Here is a 19,676-nt window from a genome sequence, read left to right as displayed (position 1 = left end):
AGCTTACTAACCTAATTCACAAGCAGGAGTTCATTATGAAAAGTATCAAAACTTTCTTCTCTAATCTGAGCCGTGCTGCTGCTATCATTGCAAAATACAGCAAAGCATTCTGATTTATCAGACAGATTTAAGAAAAGCGCCCTGAGGGCGCTTTTTTATTGCCTGCGATCCGGCTTTAAACAAAAGTTGAAGCAGCTTACCAGTACAGAGGCAAAATCCCTGCTTTCGCAGCTGGCGTAACGCCCCGCTAACATTTTCAACATCAGCGCTTCTCATAAAAATTGCTGCAAAATCAACTCAGTAAATCACCACCAGCAGAAACGCGCTGTTTTATCCCGGTTGTGATGTTCATATTTGCTATTTTTCACTGCTTTTTTGTTATTAAAATGATTTTGTAATCATTAAAAAATAGTTGAATTTAATGTTGACCCACATCACAAAAATGGTATCATACCTCCATCGAAGCAAAACAGCTTACTAACCTAATTCACAAGCAGGAGTTCATTATGAAAAGTATCAAAACTTTCTTCTCTAATCTGACCCGTGCTGCTGCTATCATTGCAAAATACAGCAAAGCATTCTGATTTATCAGACAGATTTAAGAAAAGCGCCCTCAGGGCGCTTTTTTATTGCCTGCGATCCGGCTTTCAACAAAAGTTGAAGCGGTTTACCGGCACAGAGGCAAAATTCCTGCTTTTGCTGCCGTCATAACGCCCCGCTAACATTTTCAACATCAGCGCCTCTCATAAAAATTCCTGCAAAATCAATTCAGTAAATCACAACCAGCAGAAACGCGCTGTTTTATCCCGGTTGTGATGTTCACATTTGCTATTTTTCACTGCTTTTTTGTTATTAAAATGATTTTGTAATCATTAAAAAATAGTTGAATTTAATGTTGACCCACATCACAAAACTGGTATCATACCCCCATCGAAGCAAAACAGCTTACTAACCTAATTCACAAGCAGGAGTTCATTATGAAAAGTATCAAAACTTTCTTCTCTAATCTGAGCCGTGCTGCTGCTATCATTGCAAAATACAGCAAAGCATTCTGATTTATCAGACAGATACAAAAAAAGCGCCTTTGAAGGCGCTTTTTTTATGTCCGCAGTTTTTTCACCAGATAATCAATAAACACCATCATATGCGGCGGCTGATAACGCGACGGCGGATACAACAGCCAGGCATCCCCGCTGTAACGGGTTTTAAAGGTCCAGTCAGGCAGAACCTGCACAATCTCCCCGCTTTCCAGCGATTTTCGCGCTGTAAACACCGGCAGTCCGCCAATCCCGAGATGTGATTTCACCCCGCCGAGCCGCACGCCGCTGTGGTTTGATGAATAACGTCCGTGCACATTCACAGATACCACTTTACTTCCCTGCTGAAAGCGCCAGCGGGTATCCGCGGCTTCCTCACTGAGGAACAAACAGCTGTGCTCTTTCAGTTCCTGCGGATGGGACGGCGTACCGTGCTCTGCCAGATACTGCGGTGTGGCACATAAAATATGACTGACCGTAAACAGACGTTTGCCGATAAGCCCGGGCGGCGGTTCATTGGTAATACGGATAGCGAGATCGATCTCCTCATCGATCAGATCCATATAGCGATCTTCCAGGCGCAGCATTACATTCACACCGGAATGCATTGCGAGAAATTCATTGATAAACGGATGCACCATAAAATACCCCAGTGCTTTCGGAGCCCCCAGCCGCACCAGACCGGAAGGTGTTTCACTGAACTGCCCGCTGGCACTCATCACGGCGCCCGCGGAGTTCACCAGCGCCTGACAATGCTGATACACCGCTTTGCCGCTCTCATTCAGCCGCAGTTTGCGGGTCGTACGCTGCAATAAACGGGTATTCAGCGCGCGCTCCAGCCGGGAAACCGCACGGCTGATCGCGGAAGGAGTCGCCCCCAGTTGCCGGGCTGCTTCCGAGAAACTGCCGGTTTCCACCACCTTGGCAAATACCGCCATTTCTTCGAGTAATGCGAGGGTTTCATTTGTGATCACAGGGAATAAATCCTTTGCATTTTTGCCGTATTATCATATGACAGTGCCTGCAATACAATGACAGACAACCCGGTACAATAATAATGAGGCACACATCACCATGACAGAAAAATGCTACCTGACCAGCCGCGCCTTACAGGGCACCGCCACTGTCCTGGAATGCCGTCCGGCAGAAGACGGACGCTATGCGGTTATCCTGGATAAAACCCTGTTTCACCCGCAGGGCGGCGGCCAGCCCGGAGATACCGGCACACTCGGTGACGCCACCGTTATTCACACGGCATTTATACCGGAAGGTATCATTCACTACACCGATATCCCGGTCGCCCCCGGTGAAGTTCAGATGAATGTCGATGCGGAAAAACGTCAGCTGCACTCACGGCTGCATACCGGCGGGCACCTGCTCTCTCATGTCATGGAAACGTTCGGCTGGAAACCGACCAAAGGACATCACTGGCCGGATGAGGGGCGGATACAGTATATCCCTGCGGGCTCCCCGGTGATTATTGAGCCGGAAGATGTCCGCCGTTACTGTCAGGCGCTGATCGATGCCGATCATCCCTGTTATCACTATCAGGATGACGATGGCATGTTTCAGATCCGGTTTGCGGGTTTTGAACCTTACCCCTGCGGCGGCACGCATGTGCAGTCACTCGGTGAAATCGGCACACTGGTGCTGAAATCCCTGAAAACCAAAAAGGGTATTCTGTCCGTTCAGTACGACGTCATCTGACGGAGTCTGTCTCTCTGCGGCGGTACATCCGCCGCCCCTGCTGACCTGATGAGGTTATGATGAATCTGTTTAACCAGAGTGAATTTCTGGCGCTTGCGCTCGTCCATTTTTTCATTGTCGTCTCTCCCGGGCCTGACTTTGCCGTGACCCTGCGCCAGAGCATTTACCACGGGCGCAAAGCCGGGCTGATGACAGCACTCGGTATCGGTGCCGGGATTTCTGTTCATGTGGTGTACACACTGATTGGCGTGACAGCGCTGATGCAGGCCACGCCGTGGCTGATGGATACGGCAAAATATATTGGTGCGGCTTATCTTATCTGGCTGGGCATTCAGTTTCTGCGCAGCAAAGGGGTGACAACCACGATCACACCGGATAACCCCGGCCCGGCACAAACAGCCGGAAAGGCATTTTGGATGGGATTTCTGACCAACGCCACTAACCCGAAAGCCATGCTCTTTTTCCTGGCGATATTCACCACACTGGTCAGCCCGTCCACCCCGGTATCCGTAAAATTATTCTACGGCGTGTGGATGTGCGGCGTGAATGCGGCCTGGTTTATGGCCGTCTCCGTGCTGTTTTCGCACCAGCGTATCCGCGAACGTTTCCTCGCACACAGCCGGTTGTTCGATAATGTAATCGGTGCCGTTCTGCTGCTGTTTGCCGGACGCCTTTTGCTGGCGGTATAACGGCAGAATAACGCCGGTATTATCAGGCAGGCTCTGAAATCACGGGCAGAAAATCAAAATACAACCGGCCGCCAATGGCATCTGCATAACGAATCAATGTTCCCAGTTGCGGATCATAATCCCCTTTTTCCAGGCGGGAAATATTCTGTTTTTGCGTCGCCATTTTTTCAGCCACTTCAGCCTGGGTAATTTTCCGGGCTTTTCTTGCGGCTTTTAATGTATCCAGCAATACTTTTCGTGCCTGAATTTCATCCAATGCATCAGTGACTTCAGGATCTTTAAGTAATTTATTCTTCAGCTCTTCGAAAGGGACTAAATCATAGTCATCATTACGATTCATTTCAGCCTCCTTATCACTTCCTTCATTCTCTCATTTGCTAACTCTAACACCTGCTTTGGTGTTTTCTGCGTTTTTTTCTGAAAGACATGCACAATAATTATATGGTTGCCCCGGCAGAAAAAGAAAATCCCTCTGGCACACCCTTCATGAGAACGGATCCTCAGCTCCTTCAGCCCGTCACGATGAAGGTCACGGACAACCGGTTCTTTCAGAAACACACCATATTTGCGCAAGGTTTCAAGCCCTGTCAGCATCTCAGCTTTAAGTCCTGCAGGCAGCTTCATGATCTCTTTTTCTGCTGCCTTAATCACTGAAAGTTCAAACATCCTTCATCCCAATGTTTTCTTTTCAGTTTATCGCCCGCATCAAATGTAATCAAATATGATTACTGTATACCATAACTTCATTTAACATGGCAAAAAATAAATTTGGTAATTAATGCTGCCTTTTGCAGTTATAGCCAAATTCATTGCCACGTTAACAGGTTGATATGGTAATGTTTAAGGACGTTAATAAATACTTGTCAGCTACGCTTCAGGGTATTTATGCCTTGTTGTACCGATGAGGCCGTCCCGGCACTCATCAGTCACCCGGACAGAACGGAGAAGATAATGATTAAGTTGAAAGATATAGAACAGGCTCTGCGTCCTCAGCCATCCTACAAAATGCTGATTAACGGTCAGTGGACCGAAAGCAGCGATCACGCCAAAAGCCAGACATTTAACCCTGCCACCGGTGAATTATTAGCGGATTACCCGGCCGGTACAGCGCAGGATGTGAATACCGCAGTGGCCGCCGCCAAAAAAACCTTTGAAACCTGGCGCCACACCTCCCCCGCTGAACGTCAGCAACTGTTACTGAAAATTGCCGATCGCCTGGAAGCGGAAAAAGAGCGCTTCGCCACACTGGAATCCCTCGATAACGGCAAGCCTTACAATGAAGCCATTTCTATCGATTTACCGGCTGCCATCGACCATTTCCGCTATTTTGCAGGGGCTATCCGCGCCCATTCCGACCAGGCCGATGTGCTGGATGAAAACACCCTGAGTCTGGTGATCCGCGAGCCTATCGGCGTTGTCGGCCAGATTATTCCGTGGAACTTCCCGCTGCTGATGGCCGCCTGGAAACTGGCTCCGGTCATTGCAGCCGGAGATACCGTGGTGATCAACCCGGCCAGCCTGACGCCGCTGACCCTGCTGGAACTGGGCCGCATCATGAATGATGTGCTGCCTGCCGGTGTCATTAATATTGTTACCGGTCGCGGTTCCGTGGTCGGCCAGGCTATTCTTGACCATCCGGATGTGGATAAAGTGGCTTTCACCGGCTCCACCAGCGTCGGTTATACCGTTGCCGAAGCCGCGGCGAAAAAACTGATCCCGGCCACTCTGGAACTGGGCGGTAAATCCGCCAATATCGTGTTCCCGGATGCCAATATGGAAAAAGCGGTCAAATATGCAGCGATCGCGATTCTGATGAACCAGGGTCAGGCTTGTGAATCCGGTTCACGCCTGTTCCTGCATAAAGATATCCATGATGAATTCCTGAAGAAACTGAAAGCCCGTTTTGAATCTGTCAAAGTCGGTGATCCGATGGCGAAAGACACCCAAATGGGCAGCCAGGTCAGTCAGGGACAGCTCGATACTATCCTCAGCTATGTGGAACTGGCGAAAAAAGAGGGTGCCACCATCCTGACCGGCGGTGAGCGTCTGACCAGTGACGGGCTGGATGCCGGATTCTTTATGAAGCCGACCATCATCACCAATGTCACCAACCAGATGCGGGTTGCCCGCGAAGAAATTTTCGGGCCGGTCCTGGTGGTGATCCCGTTCAGTGATGAGGATGAAGTTGTCGCGATGGCAAATGATTCCGAATACGGGCTGGGTGGTGCGGTCTGGACACAGGATATCAACCGTGCACTGCGTGTGGCGAAAGCGGTCAGAACCGGCCGGATGTGGGTCAATACCTACCATGAGCTGCCTGCGCATGCCCCGTTCGGGGGATATAAAAACTCCGGGCTGGGGCGGGAAACCCATAAAATGATGCTGGATGCGTATACCGAAGTGAAAAACATCTATATCAGCACCAAAGAATCATAATTCCTCATTATGAAAATGCCCGGCTGTGCCGGGCATTTTTTTATTTACTGACTGCTTTTCGCTTCCGATGGCGGATTTTTCCCGGCAGATCGCGCAATACTGTACATTCGTCGCATCATCGTCTGATCGGCCGTTTCCGCAACAATAATCACATAGCGCCGTTCATTATGATCATAACGGAAATAGGTACATTCCGGTTTACCCCACCGGTTGTAATAAATCGCCCCGTTTTCTTCCTGATAGACAATACCTTTCTGCTGATTCAGCCATTCATCAAACCGCCAGCGGTATTTCGGCATTTTCACCAGGAGGATGCGTCCTTCCGCGTCACTGAGCGGATCGCGGAAGCGGTAAATCTCCGTATTATCATCACTTTCAATATGAACGCCGCCGATATCCCGGACATAGTCGCCGTCTTCCTGTTTTTTCAGATTAACAGCCATCATTTCCGGCAGGGTCACTGAGATATTTTTTGTCATTCTGACGGCGTCACCGGAAACCGGCGGAAAACCGTGTTGTCTGTAATATTGGCGCTGTGTCTCCAGATACGCTTCATAAGAAGATGCTCTGGCGTCAGATACCGCTTTCATACCAGCCAGTTTTTCTGACGTGTAGTCGGCACGGGAAAGCGTCATTTTCATTTCGCAGTTAAAAAATCCGCATGCCCCTTCTTTTTCTGTGGTCAGATACACGGTTTGTCCGTTATCGGGCGATGTCCAGGTCGTCTGTATATCGTTCAGATCAAAGGTATTACCGCGGATTTCACTGTCAAAACGGTTGCCGCTGTTATCCACAATGACGCGGTCCGGCTCAAAATAAAAGAATGTCGTGTCTTTCAGGCTGACCATGGTATCGCGGATAGCGGCTTTGACATTTTTATCCGGATCACTGTTTTCAGGTGCATTATCCTTAGGGTTATCATAAGTGACAGTAATAGCATCAATCACATAATAACCGTCCGGTGACGCCGGCGGGGTTTCCTTACATCCGGCCAGTAATGCAATTATTACAGATAAAATAACACCCCTTTTCATGACTCATCCTTTAGTTAATCACCGGAAATACACGGGGATCATAGCGCAAAAAACGAAAAATCCTGACCGGAATTATCCTTAAGTGTATTAATCCGCCCGCCATACGGTATGATAACTCCCCTGTTTGTTCCGGCTCAGGGAAAAAAACAATGGCGATTATCACCACACTGATCACGGGTGCCGTAACCGGGCTGATTATCAGCACCACCGGTGTCGGCGGCGGGGTGATAGTGCTGCCAATCCTCACGTATCTCTACGGAATGAATGCCCTGATGGCTGTCGCCACCGCCAATCTTCTCTCCGGGCTGATGAAAATCACCTCTTCCTGGCTGCACTATAAGCTCGGTAATATTCCGCTCCGGCGTGCCATGATTGTGCTGGGGATTATGCTGCCCGCCACTTTCGGCGCCAGCCTGCTGGTGACATGGCTTGCCTCGGTGCCGGCCTGGCAGGCTCTGACAGAAAAAAGTATTAATCTGCTGGTGGTGGCCGCCATTCTGTTTTCACTGTGGCTGTTTATTCAGCGGATGTTTTTCCCGCCGCCATTACCGGCGGATACGGCTGAAACACCCATGTCAGTGCGGGAGTTGCTGCTGCCGGGGATCACCGCCGGTGTGGTGCTGGGGGCAACCGGTGTCGGCGGCGGCATTGTGGTTCTGCCGATGCTGCTGCGTTATGCGAGGATGGATATCCGTCAGGCAATCGGTACTTCGATTTTTGTCACCACCCTGCTCTCCGCCTCTTCCGCTATTGCTTATATGCAGGACGGGCATACCGATGTCCGCCTGGCGTTGTGGCTGTTTGCCGGCTCACTGCTCAGCATGCCGCTGACCAAAATACTGCTTACCCGCATGCCGGATCGTGCTTTTCAGTACGCCACACTGATTCTGATCCTGTGCAGTGCCGTGATGATGATGCTGAATCTGTTCTAAACCGTCACCACACCCTGTGCCCGCAGCATTCCGGCCAGGCGGCGGATGCCGTCAGTAAGTTTCTCTGCCGGATAAGCGGCAAATCCGAACAGAACCCCCTCCTGCTGTGCATCCGGGCGGCAGTAACGCGATAACGGCTGCATCCCCATCGCACACTGACGTCCGGCCTGAATCACCGTTTGTGCCGGAACACCGTTTTTCATCCGGCACAGCAGGTGGATACCCGAATCACTCGGCACAATATCCAGCAATGCGGGAAGATAGTGATTGATTGCATCCGTCACCGCCTGCCGCCGTTCATAACAGGCTTTGCGCACCCGGCGGACATGGCGCGCATAATGTCCTTCATTAATAAACCGGGCCAGTGTGGCCTGTTCCAGATAACCGCAGCCGGTATCCGCATAGTATTTTGTCACCTCAAACGCCGGGATCAGGGCTTTCGGTACCACCAGAAATCCCAGCCGGAAAGCGGGATAAAGCATTTTGGAGAAGGTGCCTGCATAAATGACCCGCTGATGCCTGTCCAGTCCCTGCAATGCCTGAAGCGGGCGATCTGCATAACGGAACTCACCGTTATAATCATCCTCCAGGATCCAGACATGGTGCTTCGCCGCCCACGACAGCAGCGCTGAGCGCCGGGCCAGGCTGAGTGTGCCGCCCGACGGAAACTGATGCGACGGTGCAGTAAAAACCAGTTTTGCATCCGGCCAGCGGCGCAGGCCGTCATACACATCCATACCCTCTTCATCCGTCCGGACCGGGCGTACGATCAGCCGCTGTGATAAAAATGCGCCACGCGCGCCGTCATAACCGGGGTCATCGAGCCAGACTTCATCCCCGGGCTGTAATAGTGTCTGTACCGTCAGATTAATCGCCTGCTGGGTGCCGTTCACTATCAGGATCTGATCTTCATCGCACTGCAATCCCCGGGTGGCACGGACATAATGACAGATTGCCCGGCGCAGCGGCGGGTAGCCGTGCGGCTCACTGTGCGCATGCAGCGCATAACGGGACTGACGCCAGACGCGACCGAGCAGCCGTCCCCAGACATCATGCGGAAACAGATCCACACATCCGGTGCCGACCATAAACAGCGCATCAGATGGCACCCCGGATGAAATACGCTGTGACCGCAGCTCTTCTGTCAGCGGGCTGATATTCGCGGTTATTTGCTCTCCGGCCGTATCCGCCGGGGAAGACACCGGCCCGCTGATGGCGTGATCCGGCAGATTATCCGCCACAAATGTGCCCGCACCGCGCCGGGTAATGAGATACCCCTCATCCTGCAACCGCTCAAACCCGGCAATCACCGAGTTACGGGAAATCCCCATCATCTCTGCCAGTGCACGCCCGGACGGCACTTTGCTGCCCGCATGCAGGCGGCCGCTGAGGATCGCCTCACGCAGAGCATGATACACCTGATCTTTGATGATCCCGTTACCGGTCAGTAATTCGGGGAAGGCTGCCGCGCCGGATTTTCGCATTGTGATCTGCCTGAAAAGTGGATCTGTTAAAAATACAAAAAGTGTATCTTATAAAGAACCAAAATAACACGTACTCTTCACATCACGGAAAACGCGCGTTTTCTTCACAACAGCAGAATGCAGAATAATGAGGGAAACACCATGAATAATACAATGACATCATCCGCTCTGGATCTGGTGACAGTGGCGCCTGCCACACAGAATGATTATGCGGGCTGGCTGCCGCACTGGCTGGCTTATCAGGAATTTTATAAGGTCAGCTTTCCGGAAGACGTCACCCTGACCAGCTGGTCACGTTTCTTTGATGAAAAAGAACCGGTGTTTTGCGCCGTGGCACGGCTGGACGGTAAAGTCGCCGGGTTTGTGCATTATCTTTATCATCGTTCAACCTGGGCAGAAAAAGAGTTCTGTTATCTGGAAGATCTGTACGTGGATCCGTCGCTGCGCGGCCAGCATATCGGAAAACAGCTGATTGAGTTTGTACAGCAGCAGGCGCTGGCCCGCCCGTGCGGCCGTCTCTACTGGCACACCCACAAAGACAATACCCGTGGTCAGCGTCTGTATGACTGGGTGGCGAATAAATCCGGCGCTATCGAATATATTATGCCGCTGAAATAACAGCGGTAATATCCGCTAAAAAGACCCTCTGCGGGTCTTTTTTAGTTTTCTTTCTTTTCTGTCCTGCTGCCCGGCGCTTTTCCTTTGATTTCCGTGGTGGCTTTGATATTGATAACAAACGGTTTAAACGCAAATTTCTTATAGCGCTGCAGCACATACCAGATCCGGAAAAAACGGGAGCTGTCACAGAAGCGTTTCATATCCGCGGTACTCAGACCAAAATGCCCCTGAAGCTGATAACTCAGTTGTGCGGTGAAGTGATTATTTTTAATGTGAAGGAAATCAAGGGTGACTTCTGTCGCCCAGGTATCATTGAATATCACCGGCGTGCGCTTTTTCAGATCCTGCCAGCGGTTATAAGCCGGAAACAGCGTTTTATTCAGCCCTTCCCGGAGACTGTTCACCAAATCAGCATCCTCACAGAGTTTCCCCGCCTGCCAGTCAATCTGTGCGGTAATGATTTTTTTCACCGCCCCCTGTAACGGATTGAGCGCATCCTGATCCAGGATATTATCCCGGAAAGCATAATCCAGTGCGCGATCACGATACGGCCGGCCATCCGCATTCTGCATATGCGTAATCAGCTTTTTCAGCACGCCCGGATAACCACCGGACCAGGAAAACTGTGAAGATAACTGCCGCATTTCATCAAACAATATCCGGCTGACTGCTTTCGCCCCGAGGTTAAAAACCTGCGGCGTGTAATCACGCCCCATCAGCTGAGGATGGCTGCCTGACGCTGCTTCCGCTTTCTGCATGGTCCAGGGGTCGACCTGTGAGGAGACATCATGCAGCCGCAACAGATCACGAAGCTGAAGTAAGTCAAAATCACCGCAACGCATATCATCCGGACGGTAATCATCCCTGCGGCGCTGTGACTGACAGATTAATAACGGAAATGATAAAGTTGTCATTCTGTCCCTGAATAATCTCTGCATCACGTTATGCAGCGGTTATTTTATCATCAGCGGCCGGAAAGATCTTTGCCGTCATTCTGAAAGCGAAAGAGATAAAAAAAGGCCCGTTTCCGGGCCTTCAGGGGGATGATCAGTTCTTAAAGGAACTGATAAACGAGAGGTACTCTTCTTTACTCATCAGCGGCTTATACTGTGCCAGCAGATCTTCTGCACCGGCTGCGTCATCAAACAGCAAATCAATAATCGTCATTGCCATCATCTGAGCCGGACGGATATAGGCCATATCGTCATCAAAAACGACATAATCTTTGCCGTGCAGCCCGCCGCGTACTGAACCAATCCACGGATGACTGACCGGCATGATGTGGGACAGATCCCCGGTATCAGTGCTGCCGGTCATATGCTCGGCAACCCAGACATTTTCATCACCAATCAGACCTTCCGCATTCTGCTGTAACAGATCATTCAGCACCGCGTTGTTATACAGCGGCAGATAGCCCGGTAAATCTTTCACTTCCACTTCGGCACCGACAGACATGGCGCCCGCCACCAGCGCACGGGTAATGCGCTCGTTGGCGTCAATCATGGCCGGTACGTTTGAGGCACGGACATAACTTTCCATGCGCACATCACTCGGGGTCACGTTGACCAGATCACCGCCCTGGGTGATGATCGGGTGGAAACGGATATAATCTTTCTCCTGAAAGGTTTCACGGATAGCATTTACACCCATGATCCCCATCATTGCCGCGTTCAGGGCGTTAATCCCCATATGCGGTGCCGCCGCCGCATGTGCCGGTTTGCCTTTATAATTAATCAGCTTGCCGATAAAGCCGTTGGTGGTGGTGGAGATTTCAATAAACCCGTTATCACGCTCAGGCTTAACGCTGGTCAGGTGGATTTGCAGTGCCATATCGACATCATCAAACTCACCGAGGGAAATCAGCTCCGGCTTACCGCCGATATAACTGATTTTACCCTGTTCGATCAGCTTGTTACGATAGGCCAGCTCAACATATTCCTCAGCCGGAACGGCGAAGGGCACGACGTCCCCCGCCAGATAGTCCATTGCCCCGGAATCAATCAGACCCATAGTGACCGCCATCATATTGGCGATCTGCGCATTGTGACCGCAGCAGTGAGCCGCGCCGGTCTGGTCATCCGCATCAGGGTGTTCAGCACAGATAATCGCATCCAGCTCACCGATCACCGCGATACTGCGTTTACTGCCTTTTCCGCCTTTCAGACGGGCCTTGATGCCGGTGAGAGCCAGCTGATTACGGTAGCTGACGCCCAGTGCATCAAAGGCTGCTTCGACTTTCTTCGCTGTGCGGGTTTCTTTATAACCCAGCTCAGGCTCTGCCCAGATATTCTCTGCCAGTTTTTTAATGTCACCTTTGCGGGCGGCAATCGCTTCGCAGACTTTGGCTTTCAGTTGCTCTTTGGTCATTGTCATGCTGAATATTCCCCTCTGATCAGATAACGCCACTCCATGAGAGCGTCAGTTGGCCGATAAGTGCGGCAAATAAGAATGTCCCTGAGAACACGGCCAGTGAGACCGGGATAATGCGCCATGAAATCGCTTTGAATTTATCGATATCTTTACCCAGTGAAAGACCCGCGAAAGCCAGTACGGTGGTACTGATAACCGCGATAGAGACTTTACCGGTCATAGCAATCATTTCTTTGTCATACGGGAACAGCGGTGAACACAGACCGGCAGCAATCAGGGAAACCCAGAAGATTACCGGCAGTTTGCCTAACGGCGGGATCATCGCAATCAGGTACGCCGCGAAAGACATTCCGCCCAGCAGAGCCATGGCCAGCAGCGTATCGCTGAACACCTGTCCGAATTCACCGCGGCCGTACATTGACCCGCCGACGGCATCACCAAGTGCGGTAAAGAACACCACCAGAACCAGGATTACGGCTATTTCTGTCATCTTTTTCATGATTAATTATCCTTATTAGTATCCGCAGTCGCCGTTGCGCGTTTTCCTTTAAATTTGTTGTACAGGTAAGACGCAAACGGTAAGGAGAAGAAGATATAGATGTACAGACCTAACACGGAAGACATCAGGTTCGCGGAAGACGAGAACGCCTGAATATCCGCCGCCTGATCAGGGTAGAGCTCCAGCAGAGGTGCAACCGCTGCCGCCAGCATAGATCCGCTGCCGACCCCTGCCCCCATCGCCAGGGCGAGCGGACTGAGAATATCCAGACCGGCGATCACACTCGCAAGGATACCCATCCAGACAGCGCCGTACAGCGTACCGCAGATGTACATTGCCATCACACCACGGCCTTCCGGTGAACTTAAGCCGTATTTGGCTTCGATGATAGCGATGTTCGGCTCACGGCCGACAGAGTAGGTGGCACCAACCGCTTCACGGCCCATACCTAACATGATAGCCAGCGGCAGACCCAGCATGATGGTACCGATAAAATGGCCCACTTCCTGCAGAACCAGCGCACCGCCGGCCTGAATGATTTTTTCCCAGGATGCCCCGACGGAAGTACTCAGCTTGGCGATCAGGATCACCAGTGCCACACTCATGATAGAGGTCGCATGTGCCATGTTCTTTTCGTTGAGGATTTTAAATTTCGGAAAACTGATAATACCACCCATCAGCATGGAGTAGAGCATCGGAAAAACCATCACCAGACTGATTTTAATTTGCCCTATCGCTTCCGCAAGAAGAATGATAAATAAGCTGACCAAAAGCAACTTACTATCTTTTAATATATCCATAGTGTTACCTTTATAGGAATTGTTATTGAGAATTACTCATGTGTATTTATATAAAAACGTACCCTTTCCATATTCATACTACCCGCGGGACTGTTTTCCTGACAATATTCCGAAAATTCCTCAGCCATGCCTTTTAGGCATGCTATAAATTGATAAATTAATATTTATTAATTAACCCTGTCTCTGACACTTATTTCGGGTTACCAATTAATATAAAATTACACTGTTTTCAATGAGATACAAAATGATATAATTTTGTAAAAAATATTATTCGATAAGTGTGCTTGGTTTTTATTAAAATAAAAATAGTGATTCTCAAATAAACCAATAATGTGAACCAGACCCTGTTTTTTTAATTCTTCATCATGATTATTTTAATGAGAATGATTTTATATAATAATGAAAACCCTGTTTTAATACTGAATTTATTCAATCAGACCGGCCGTGAACATCTTATTCTGCCTACCTATAACCGTTATGACAAAATAATTGACTACCGGGAAAAAATGGCCGTTGTGGCAGAGAACATGAATAAATCAGATATAGATCACACTATTTCATCAATATCGACAGAGGTCACAATATTGACTATTTTTCTGGTTCTCTGAGCTGAAATCCGGGAAACAGTGCTGTACAGAATGGGTTTCGCAACTGACACACCACGGATGGCTGTCTTTCCGGCAACAGAAGGAAATTCAGGAAAAGGTGGCAGGCCGATATCAGATTAGCGGATTTTCATTACTAAATTGTTACGATATTGTGATTTTATTTTTTTGAATGGAATCTGTGTCATCCTGTCTCAAAAATATTTTGCTCTCGCTCACACATAATTACTTAAAAAACACATCACTATGAGAGTATTCCGGTATATCAATGCCAATAGTGAATAAGTAAAATTTACTTAACTGTGATGTATACTGTAATATGACCAGAGACAGAAAAAACAGTCGTCTCAGGGTGAGTATGACATATGACCAGCATCACAAAACTCAAAAATAGTAAATAAAACTGGATTATCTGTTTCTGATAACAGCCAACTACCACCTGTTATTAATTATTAATATAAAACTAACCACTAAAACTAATCACTTTTGTATTTGATTAAAATCAAACACGTTTTGTAAATAGTGACTATATCCGAATATGAGCATATTAAGATTACTAACCGTAGTTAAACGTAGGTCAACATGTCAACTAAATGAACTTTATCACTGTAAATATAACTTAATCAAATATACATAAAAGGTGATGCGTTTTTGATGCCAAACAAACCGCTGTTTTTTAGTCGTTTCCGTGAAAGAATTTTGTTCATCTTCAATATATAATCGCACTTCTTGTCTGTGCAGTGACATTTAAATTTAAATGTTATCGCGATATAAAAAAACAGCCCCCTGCACCGTATAATTGACACTCCAATAAACAATTATGATAATACTCCGGCACTCAACTAATATTGCTTATAATTATTATTAATTGATCCCGGCCAGAGCCTCGCGGGATTTTTTATTTTAATAATTAAAACAAAACAAATTATTCTTATATATTGACAAATATCCCTGATAAAGGAAATAACATGAAACTTCAGAAAGTATTACTCTCAGTTGTTCTGGGATCTATATTTGCTGCAGGTACTGCTATGGCAGAAGATCCTGTGCAGCCACCAGAAGTAAAAAGCGGCCTCGGTACTGTACATTTCAAAGGCTTTATTAATAACGTTCCTTGCTCTATCGACAGTAAATTCCTGGATCAGACAGTTGATTTCGGTGAAATAAGCCGTAATGAACTGACTACCGGTACTTATCGTACAGATAGCAAATCATTTAATATCGAACTGAAAAACTGTGATACCAGCACTTATAAAACTGCACAGATCCAATTTACCGCACCAACAGTTGAACTGAAAGACGGTACTGCAACGTCCAAATATGTTGGCCTGGGTTCAATCCAGAATGCCGGTATCGCACTGACCGACAGCGGCGGTAAAGCTATCGAGCTGGGTTCACGTTTCCCTGCTGAGAAATACGCCCTGAACGGCGGCAAAGATCAGATCACTCCGCTGAACTTTGCAGCATATGTAAAAGGTAACCAGTCTGTAGTTGCCGGTGAACAGGCAACTACCGGTCATTTCGATACCCCGGTTAACTTCCAGATTTTTTATCAATAACAGGATCGTTACTGAATAATTTTTTGTATATGCAGTGGTCTGCAAGGACTGCGCCCGCCACTGCATAATAAAGTCAGCGGTGGCAGGCATATTTCATGAAGCTCAGAACAACAATAAAAATAATGACAGCTTCTGTGATTGCAGCTATTCAGATAAATAACGTATTTGCTGAAGAAGCCGTTAATTTTAATACATCATTCCTGGATGCAGACAGTCAGGAAATTGATTTTTCTAAATTCAGCCGGGCTAATTATGTTATGCCGGGCACTTATCCTCTGGCCATAAAGCTGAACAACCATGTTATTACCGGTGATGAAAATATTGTTTTTTATACTCCCGGTTATGATCCGGAAATAACAGTCCCTTGTATTACACCTGAATTATTTAAACAGCTTGCCATGAAAAATGAATGGCAGGATAAAGTCAGATGGACAGAGCAGGACACACTGCAGTGTCTTGATATCCGCACCGTACCAGAGATGCAGACTATTGGTGATATTGCGGATAATAAACTCAGTATTCAGATCCCCCAGGCCTACATGGCATACAGTGATCCGTCATGGGACCCGCCTGAACGCTGGGACGACGGCATCGCCGGAATAATATTCGACTATAATGCCACCATTACCCACAGCAATTACCAGTCCGGCAGCGATAACGATAAAAGCAGCAAAACGGATGTTATCAGCTATGGTGATACCGGTGTCAATCTCGGCGCCTGGCGTGTACGTGCGGAATGGCAGGCAACCGGCGGTGACAGTGCGGAACATGCAAAAAGCTGGCGCTGGAACCAGGTTTACGCTTACCGGGCAATTCGTGATCTCAGCGCCCGCCTGATGTTCGGTGAACAGTATCTGACCTCAGAACTGTTCGAAGGCTTCCGTTACACCGGCCTGAGTCTGGAAACAGATGAAAATATGTTCCCGCCGCTGCTGCGCGGCTATGCTCCGGAAGTTGCCGGGGTTGCCCGCACCAACGCCACTGTGATTATCCGCCAGGGGGAACGTATCATTTATCAGGAACAGGTCAGCAAAGGGCCGTTCCGTATCCGTGATATGAACTACATCGGCGACGGCACACTGAATGTCACCGTTAAAGAGCAGGATGGCAGTAAGCAGCATTTCACCATTGAAACATCACGCCTTTCCATGCTGATCCGTCCCGGCCAGTTTCTGTTTAAACTGGCGGCGGGTAAACCGCTCTCAGATGATCACAAAACTGAAGGACCGGCGTTCGGTACAGGCAGTTTCTCGCGGGGGATGAGCAACAACACCACGCTGTTCGGCGGGGTACTTGCGGCAACAGACTACCAGAACGTGTCTCTCGGGATTGGCCGGGATATCGCACCGTTCGGGGTCTTTTCCGCGAAAGTCTCTTATTCACGGGCAAATACGGGTGATTTTTCCGGTAAACAACATAGCGCCGGCGGCTCTTACAGCATCACTTATTCCAAAGAATTCGATGCCATTAACAGCCAGCTGACATTCGCCGGTTACCGCTTTTCAGAGCGGGGTTATATGACCATGAACCAGTTTGTGGATCTGCGCTACCGCGGCGGAAATACTGACAGCAGCAAAGAGATGTATAACATCATCTTTAACAAGGTGTTCCCGTCTCTGCGCATGAATGTCTATCTGAATTACAGTCATCAGACATTCTGGAATAAACCGGGCATTAATAACTACAGCATGACTCTTTCCCGCAACTTTGACTGGGGAGAGAAAAAGAATCTCAGCCTGAGTATGTCAGCCTACCGGACAGAGTCAGACTCGACAAAAGATAACGGCGTGTACGCCAGTTTGTCTGTTCCGCTCGATGACAATAAAGGCATGTTCAGTTACAGCGGCAGTTATACCAAGAATTCCCGCAGTAACAACGTGAACTATTATAGTGATATTGATAATTCAAGTAACTATTCACTGTCTGCCGGGGAAGGCGACGGCAGAGTAAACCTGGCGGGTTTCTATACCAATGAGGGGGGAAATAATTACCTTTCACTGAGCGGAACCTACATTCAGGATAATGTGATCACGGTATCCGGCCAGTCACGCGGCGGCTTTACCCTGACCGGTGAAGGTGCGGCATTCCACCGCAGCGGTAACACAATGGCGCCGCGTATTCTGGCGGACACCAGCGGTACTGCGGATATTAATGTGCGCGGCACCGGTAAAGCAGTACGGACCAATACGTTCGGCAAAGCCGTTATCCCGGTGGCGACCGCCTATTCGCGCGGACAGTTATCGCTTGATCTTGATGCGATGCCGGATAATGCAGAAGCACTGACCTCTGTTCAGCAGGCAACGCTGACTTCCGGTGCAATTGGTTACCGGAAATTTAATGTTGTCGAGGGCTATAAAATTATGGGTATTATTGCCATGAATGATAATACCCACCCGCCTTTCGGCGCTTCTGTCATTAATGACAAAAATGCGGAGATCGGTATCGTTGCCGATAACGGCTCGGCTTATCTGACCGGTATACAGTCAGGTCAGACGCTGAAAGTGGCCTGGGGCGGACAAACACAATGTACTGTTCGTATCCCGGAAATAAAGGATAATAACGTTCAGTTTAATATGCTGCTGCCTTGTCAGTAAGTCAGGCGGTACCGGTTTGTATTTCACAGAATTAACAAATGAATCCGTAAGGAACTTTAACATGAGAAAAGTGACCACTTTATTCTGCGCCGCACTCACGACTCTGGCCGCTATTCCGGTAACGGCCGGTGCGGCCATTGCACTCGACAGAACCCGTGTTATTTATAATGAAGGTGACAAAGCCGTACCGCTGACGGTCACCAATGAGCATCTCAGCAAACCGTATCTGGCGCAGTCCTGGATTGAGAACACGGCAGGGCAGAAAGTCACCTCTCCGGTGTTTGTGACCCCGCCGGTTCAGCGGATTGAGCCTAACAGCAAAAGCCAGATTAAAGTGCAGCTCTCTCCGGAAGCCGCCTCGTTACCGGCTGATCGCGAATCTGTCTTTTATCTGAATGTCCGTGAGATCCCGCCGGCCGCAGAGAAAAGCAACGTGCTGCAAATTGCCCTGCAAACCAAAATAAAACTGTTCTACCGCCCGAAAGCGATTCAGGTTCAGGAGCGGATGGAGAAAATCACCGGCGCGGAAGGTATCCGTCTGTCTCAGAATGGCGGTCAGTACACCATTGAAAATACCACACCGTACCATCTGTCGGTCACCCGCATGGATGCCACCGGCGGAAAAGAAATTAAATTTGAGCCGCTGATGGTATCACCGAAAGCCTCCGCCTCTTTCAGCGCACCTGCGCTGGGTAACGCGCCGGTTGCTTATTATGTTAACGACTACGGTGATACCAAACCGCTGAAATTCAGCTGTGCCGGTAACACCTGCACCGTACAGTCAGACAGCCAGTAATTTGCAGGGGGAACCGCCGATGACACTGACCACACTTTTCCGTACCGGCTGCGCGGCACTGCTGAGCCTGCCGCTGATGGTCTCCGGCGGTTCTTATACCTATATCGATGTATATGTCACCGGTGAAATTATCGCCGCTCCCTGTAAGATAAATCAGGGAAAAAATATTCTGGTGGATTTTAAAGACGTTATCACCACAAAGATTGATAACGACAATTACAGTGAAAAACTCGATTACCTGATCGAGTGTAAGGATAACCGCGCCAGGGGGATAAGAATGTATATCAGCGGCACCTCATCCTCCGTTGACAGCCGCTACCTTTCCACCAGCGCCGGGGATCTGGCTGTCAAATTTCAGGCTGACAACCGGTTACTGCCGCTGAATGAAAAAATTACGGTTCAGTACCCGGCTCAGCCGGATATTCGTGTCGTACTGGCCAAAAAGCCGGGGGCAAAACTCCCTGCCGGTGATTTCAGTGCAAACGCCACTATCCATATTGAGTACGAATAAGGAGT

Annotated in this window: 18 protein-coding genes; 9 read left to right on the top strand and 9 right to left on the bottom strand. The window is 49.0% G+C overall.

Annotated features, from left to right (window positions below):
* Positions 1-1,099 precede the first annotated feature (1,099 nt).
* Positions 1,100-2,011, bottom strand: coding sequence for a LysR family transcriptional regulator (locus AAZR23_RS17555; protein ID WP_434694074.1), 912 nt, complete (start codon positions 2,009-2,011; stop codon positions 1,100-1,102).
* A gap of 100 nt (positions 2,012-2,111) precedes the next feature.
* Between AAZR23_RS17555 and AAZR23_RS17550 the strand changes: the two genes are divergently transcribed.
* Both AAZR23_RS17550 and AAZR23_RS17545 read left to right on the top strand, forming a co-directional pair.
* Positions 2,112-2,744 carry a metal-dependent hydrolase gene (locus AAZR23_RS17550; RefSeq protein ID WP_434694071.1) on the top strand — a complete coding sequence of 211 codons (633 nt, stop codon included), beginning with the start codon at positions 2,112-2,114 and terminating at the stop codon, positions 2,742-2,744.
* Positions 2,745-2,800: 56 nt separating this feature from the next.
* Complete coding sequence (locus AAZR23_RS17545) at positions 2,801-3,433, top strand: LysE family translocator (RefSeq protein WP_434694070.1); 633 nt, start codon at positions 2,801-2,803, stop codon at positions 3,431-3,433.
* Between the two features lie 22 nt (positions 3,434-3,455).
* Here the strand turns inward: AAZR23_RS17545 and AAZR23_RS17540 are convergent, their stop codons facing one another.
* Positions 3,456-3,773, bottom strand: a complete 318-nt coding sequence (locus AAZR23_RS17540; protein ID WP_166708694.1) for a helix-turn-helix domain-containing protein — start codon at positions 3,771-3,773, stop codon at positions 3,456-3,458.
* The gene (locus AAZR23_RS17535; RefSeq protein WP_166708695.1) at positions 3,770-4,099 is read right to left on the bottom strand and encodes a type II toxin-antitoxin system RelE/ParE family toxin; all 330 of its coding nucleotides are present in this window, start codon (positions 4,097-4,099) and stop codon (positions 3,770-3,772) included. The genes AAZR23_RS17540 and AAZR23_RS17535 overlap by 4 nt, the downstream gene beginning before the upstream one ends.
* Positions 4,100-4,384: 285 nt before the next feature.
* Between AAZR23_RS17535 and AAZR23_RS17530 the strand changes: the two genes are divergently transcribed.
* The gene (locus tag AAZR23_RS17530; RefSeq protein WP_046894344.1) at positions 4,385-5,869 is read left to right on the top strand and encodes an aldehyde dehydrogenase family protein; all 1,485 of its coding nucleotides are present in this window, start codon (positions 4,385-4,387) and stop codon (positions 5,867-5,869) included.
* Positions 5,870-5,913: 44 nt separating this feature from the next.
* On the opposite strand, the gene AAZR23_RS17525 is transcribed toward AAZR23_RS17530, so the two are convergent.
* Positions 5,914-6,903, bottom strand: a complete 990-nt coding sequence (locus AAZR23_RS17525) for a hypothetical protein (RefSeq protein WP_434694065.1) — start codon at positions 6,901-6,903, stop codon at positions 5,914-5,916.
* Between the two features lie 149 nt (positions 6,904-7,052).
* Between AAZR23_RS17525 and AAZR23_RS17520 the strand changes: the two genes are divergently transcribed.
* Positions 7,053-7,835: a sulfite exporter TauE/SafE family protein gene (locus AAZR23_RS17520; protein ID WP_218426854.1), complete on the top strand. Its 783-nt coding sequence runs from the start codon at positions 7,053-7,055 to the stop codon at positions 7,833-7,835.
* Here AAZR23_RS17520 and AAZR23_RS17515 read toward each other — a convergent pair.
* Positions 7,832-9,319, bottom strand: a complete 1,488-nt coding sequence (locus AAZR23_RS17515; protein WP_218426856.1) for a PLP-dependent aminotransferase family protein — start codon at positions 9,317-9,319, stop codon at positions 7,832-7,834. The genes AAZR23_RS17520 and AAZR23_RS17515 overlap by 4 nt on opposite strands.
* A gap of 141 nt (positions 9,320-9,460) precedes the next feature.
* Between AAZR23_RS17515 and AAZR23_RS17510 the strand changes: the two genes are divergently transcribed.
* The gene (locus AAZR23_RS17510) at positions 9,461-9,937 is read left to right on the top strand and encodes a GNAT family N-acetyltransferase (protein WP_370528735.1); all 477 of its coding nucleotides are present in this window, start codon (positions 9,461-9,463) and stop codon (positions 9,935-9,937) included.
* Positions 9,938-9,978: 41 nt separating this feature from the next.
* Here the strand turns inward: AAZR23_RS17510 and AAZR23_RS17505 are convergent, their stop codons facing one another.
* The 4 genes from AAZR23_RS17505 to AAZR23_RS17490 all read right to left on the bottom strand — a co-directional run bounded on the left by AAZR23_RS17505 (position 9,979) and on the right by AAZR23_RS17490 (position 13,606).
* A complete protein-coding gene (locus tag AAZR23_RS17505) occupies positions 9,979-10,851 on the bottom strand; it encodes a DUF3289 family protein (protein ID WP_434694060.1) in 873 nt (290 codons plus the stop codon).
* Positions 10,852-10,984: 133 nt separating this feature from the next.
* Positions 10,985-12,310, bottom strand: a complete 1,326-nt coding sequence (locus tag AAZR23_RS17500; RefSeq protein WP_166708701.1) for an amidohydrolase — start codon at positions 12,308-12,310, stop codon at positions 10,985-10,987.
* A 19-nt stretch (positions 12,311-12,329) separates the two neighbouring features.
* Positions 12,330-12,806 carry a hypothetical protein gene (locus tag AAZR23_RS17495; RefSeq protein WP_046894338.1) on the bottom strand — a complete coding sequence of 159 codons (477 nt, stop codon included), beginning with the start codon at positions 12,804-12,806 and terminating at the stop codon, positions 12,330-12,332.
* 2 nt (positions 12,807-12,808) lie between these two features.
* Positions 12,809-13,606 carry a DUF3100 domain-containing protein gene (locus tag AAZR23_RS17490; RefSeq protein WP_166708702.1) on the bottom strand — a complete coding sequence of 266 codons (798 nt, stop codon included), beginning with the start codon at positions 13,604-13,606 and terminating at the stop codon, positions 12,809-12,811.
* A 1,573-nt stretch (positions 13,607-15,179) separates the two neighbouring features.
* Between AAZR23_RS17490 and AAZR23_RS17485 the strand changes: the two genes are divergently transcribed.
* From AAZR23_RS17485 to AAZR23_RS17470, 4 genes are all read left to right on the top strand, one after another.
* Positions 15,180-15,770 (top strand): fimbrial protein, encoded by a 591-nt coding sequence (locus AAZR23_RS17485; protein ID WP_166708703.1) that lies wholly within the window; start codon positions 15,180-15,182, stop codon positions 15,768-15,770.
* 95 nt (positions 15,771-15,865) lie between these two features.
* A complete protein-coding gene (locus AAZR23_RS17480) occupies positions 15,866-18,364 on the top strand; it encodes a fimbria/pilus outer membrane usher protein (protein ID WP_434694054.1) in 2,499 nt (832 codons plus the stop codon).
* Positions 18,365-18,425: 61 nt separating this feature from the next.
* Positions 18,426-19,160, top strand: coding sequence for a fimbrial biogenesis chaperone (locus tag AAZR23_RS17475; protein WP_434694051.1), 735 nt, complete (start codon positions 18,426-18,428; stop codon positions 19,158-19,160).
* A 19-nt stretch (positions 19,161-19,179) separates the two neighbouring features.
* Positions 19,180-19,671 carry a fimbrial protein gene (locus AAZR23_RS17470; RefSeq protein WP_166708706.1) on the top strand — a complete coding sequence of 164 codons (492 nt, stop codon included), beginning with the start codon at positions 19,180-19,182 and terminating at the stop codon, positions 19,669-19,671.
* Positions 19,672-19,676 lie beyond the last annotated feature (5 nt).

Origin of the sequence: Morganella sp. Je.2.23 (genome assembly GCF_051129855.1) — a bacterium.
Taxonomy (GTDB): Bacteria; Pseudomonadota; Gammaproteobacteria; order Enterobacterales; family Enterobacteriaceae; genus Morganella; species Morganella sibonii.
This window is presented reverse-complemented; position numbering and strand designations above follow the sequence as displayed.

Coding starts and splice junctions, on each gene's coding strand:
- AAZR23_RS17550 (WP_434694071.1), top strand. CDS start 2,112: ATGACAGAAAAATGCTACCTGACCAGCCGCGCCTTACAGGGCACCGCC.
- AAZR23_RS17545 (WP_434694070.1), top strand. CDS start 2,801: ATGATGAATCTGTTTAACCAGAGTGAATTTCTGGCGCTTGCGCTCGTC.
- AAZR23_RS17540 (WP_166708694.1), bottom strand. CDS start 3,773: ATGAATCGTAATGATGACTATGATTTAGTCCCTTTCGAAGAGCTGAAG.
- AAZR23_RS17535 (WP_166708695.1), bottom strand. CDS start 4,099: ATGTTTGAACTTTCAGTGATTAAGGCAGCAGAAAAAGAGATCATGAAG.
- AAZR23_RS17530 (WP_046894344.1), top strand. CDS start 4,385: ATGATTAAGTTGAAAGATATAGAACAGGCTCTGCGTCCTCAGCCATCC.
- AAZR23_RS17525 (WP_434694065.1), bottom strand. CDS start 6,903: ATGAAAAGGGGTGTTATTTTATCTGTAATAATTGCATTACTGGCCGGA.
- AAZR23_RS17520 (WP_218426854.1), top strand. CDS start 7,053: ATGGCGATTATCACCACACTGATCACGGGTGCCGTAACCGGGCTGATT.
- AAZR23_RS17515 (WP_218426856.1), bottom strand. CDS start 9,319: ATGCGAAAATCCGGCGCGGCAGCCTTCCCCGAATTACTGACCGGTAAC.
- AAZR23_RS17510 (WP_370528735.1), top strand. CDS start 9,461: ATGAATAATACAATGACATCATCCGCTCTGGATCTGGTGACAGTGGCG.
- AAZR23_RS17505 (WP_434694060.1), bottom strand. CDS start 10,851: ATGACAACTTTATCATTTCCGTTATTAATCTGTCAGTCACAGCGCCGC.
- AAZR23_RS17500 (WP_166708701.1), bottom strand. CDS start 12,310: ATGACAATGACCAAAGAGCAACTGAAAGCCAAAGTCTGCGAAGCGATT.
- AAZR23_RS17495 (WP_046894338.1), bottom strand. CDS start 12,806: ATGAAAAAGATGACAGAAATAGCCGTAATCCTGGTTCTGGTGGTGTTC.
- AAZR23_RS17490 (WP_166708702.1), bottom strand. CDS start 13,606: ATGGATATATTAAAAGATAGTAAGTTGCTTTTGGTCAGCTTATTTATC.
- AAZR23_RS17485 (WP_166708703.1), top strand. CDS start 15,180: ATGAAACTTCAGAAAGTATTACTCTCAGTTGTTCTGGGATCTATATTT.
- AAZR23_RS17480 (WP_434694054.1), top strand. CDS start 15,866: ATGAAGCTCAGAACAACAATAAAAATAATGACAGCTTCTGTGATTGCA.
- AAZR23_RS17475 (WP_434694051.1), top strand. CDS start 18,426: ATGAGAAAAGTGACCACTTTATTCTGCGCCGCACTCACGACTCTGGCC.
- AAZR23_RS17470 (WP_166708706.1), top strand. CDS start 19,180: ATGACACTGACCACACTTTTCCGTACCGGCTGCGCGGCACTGCTGAGC.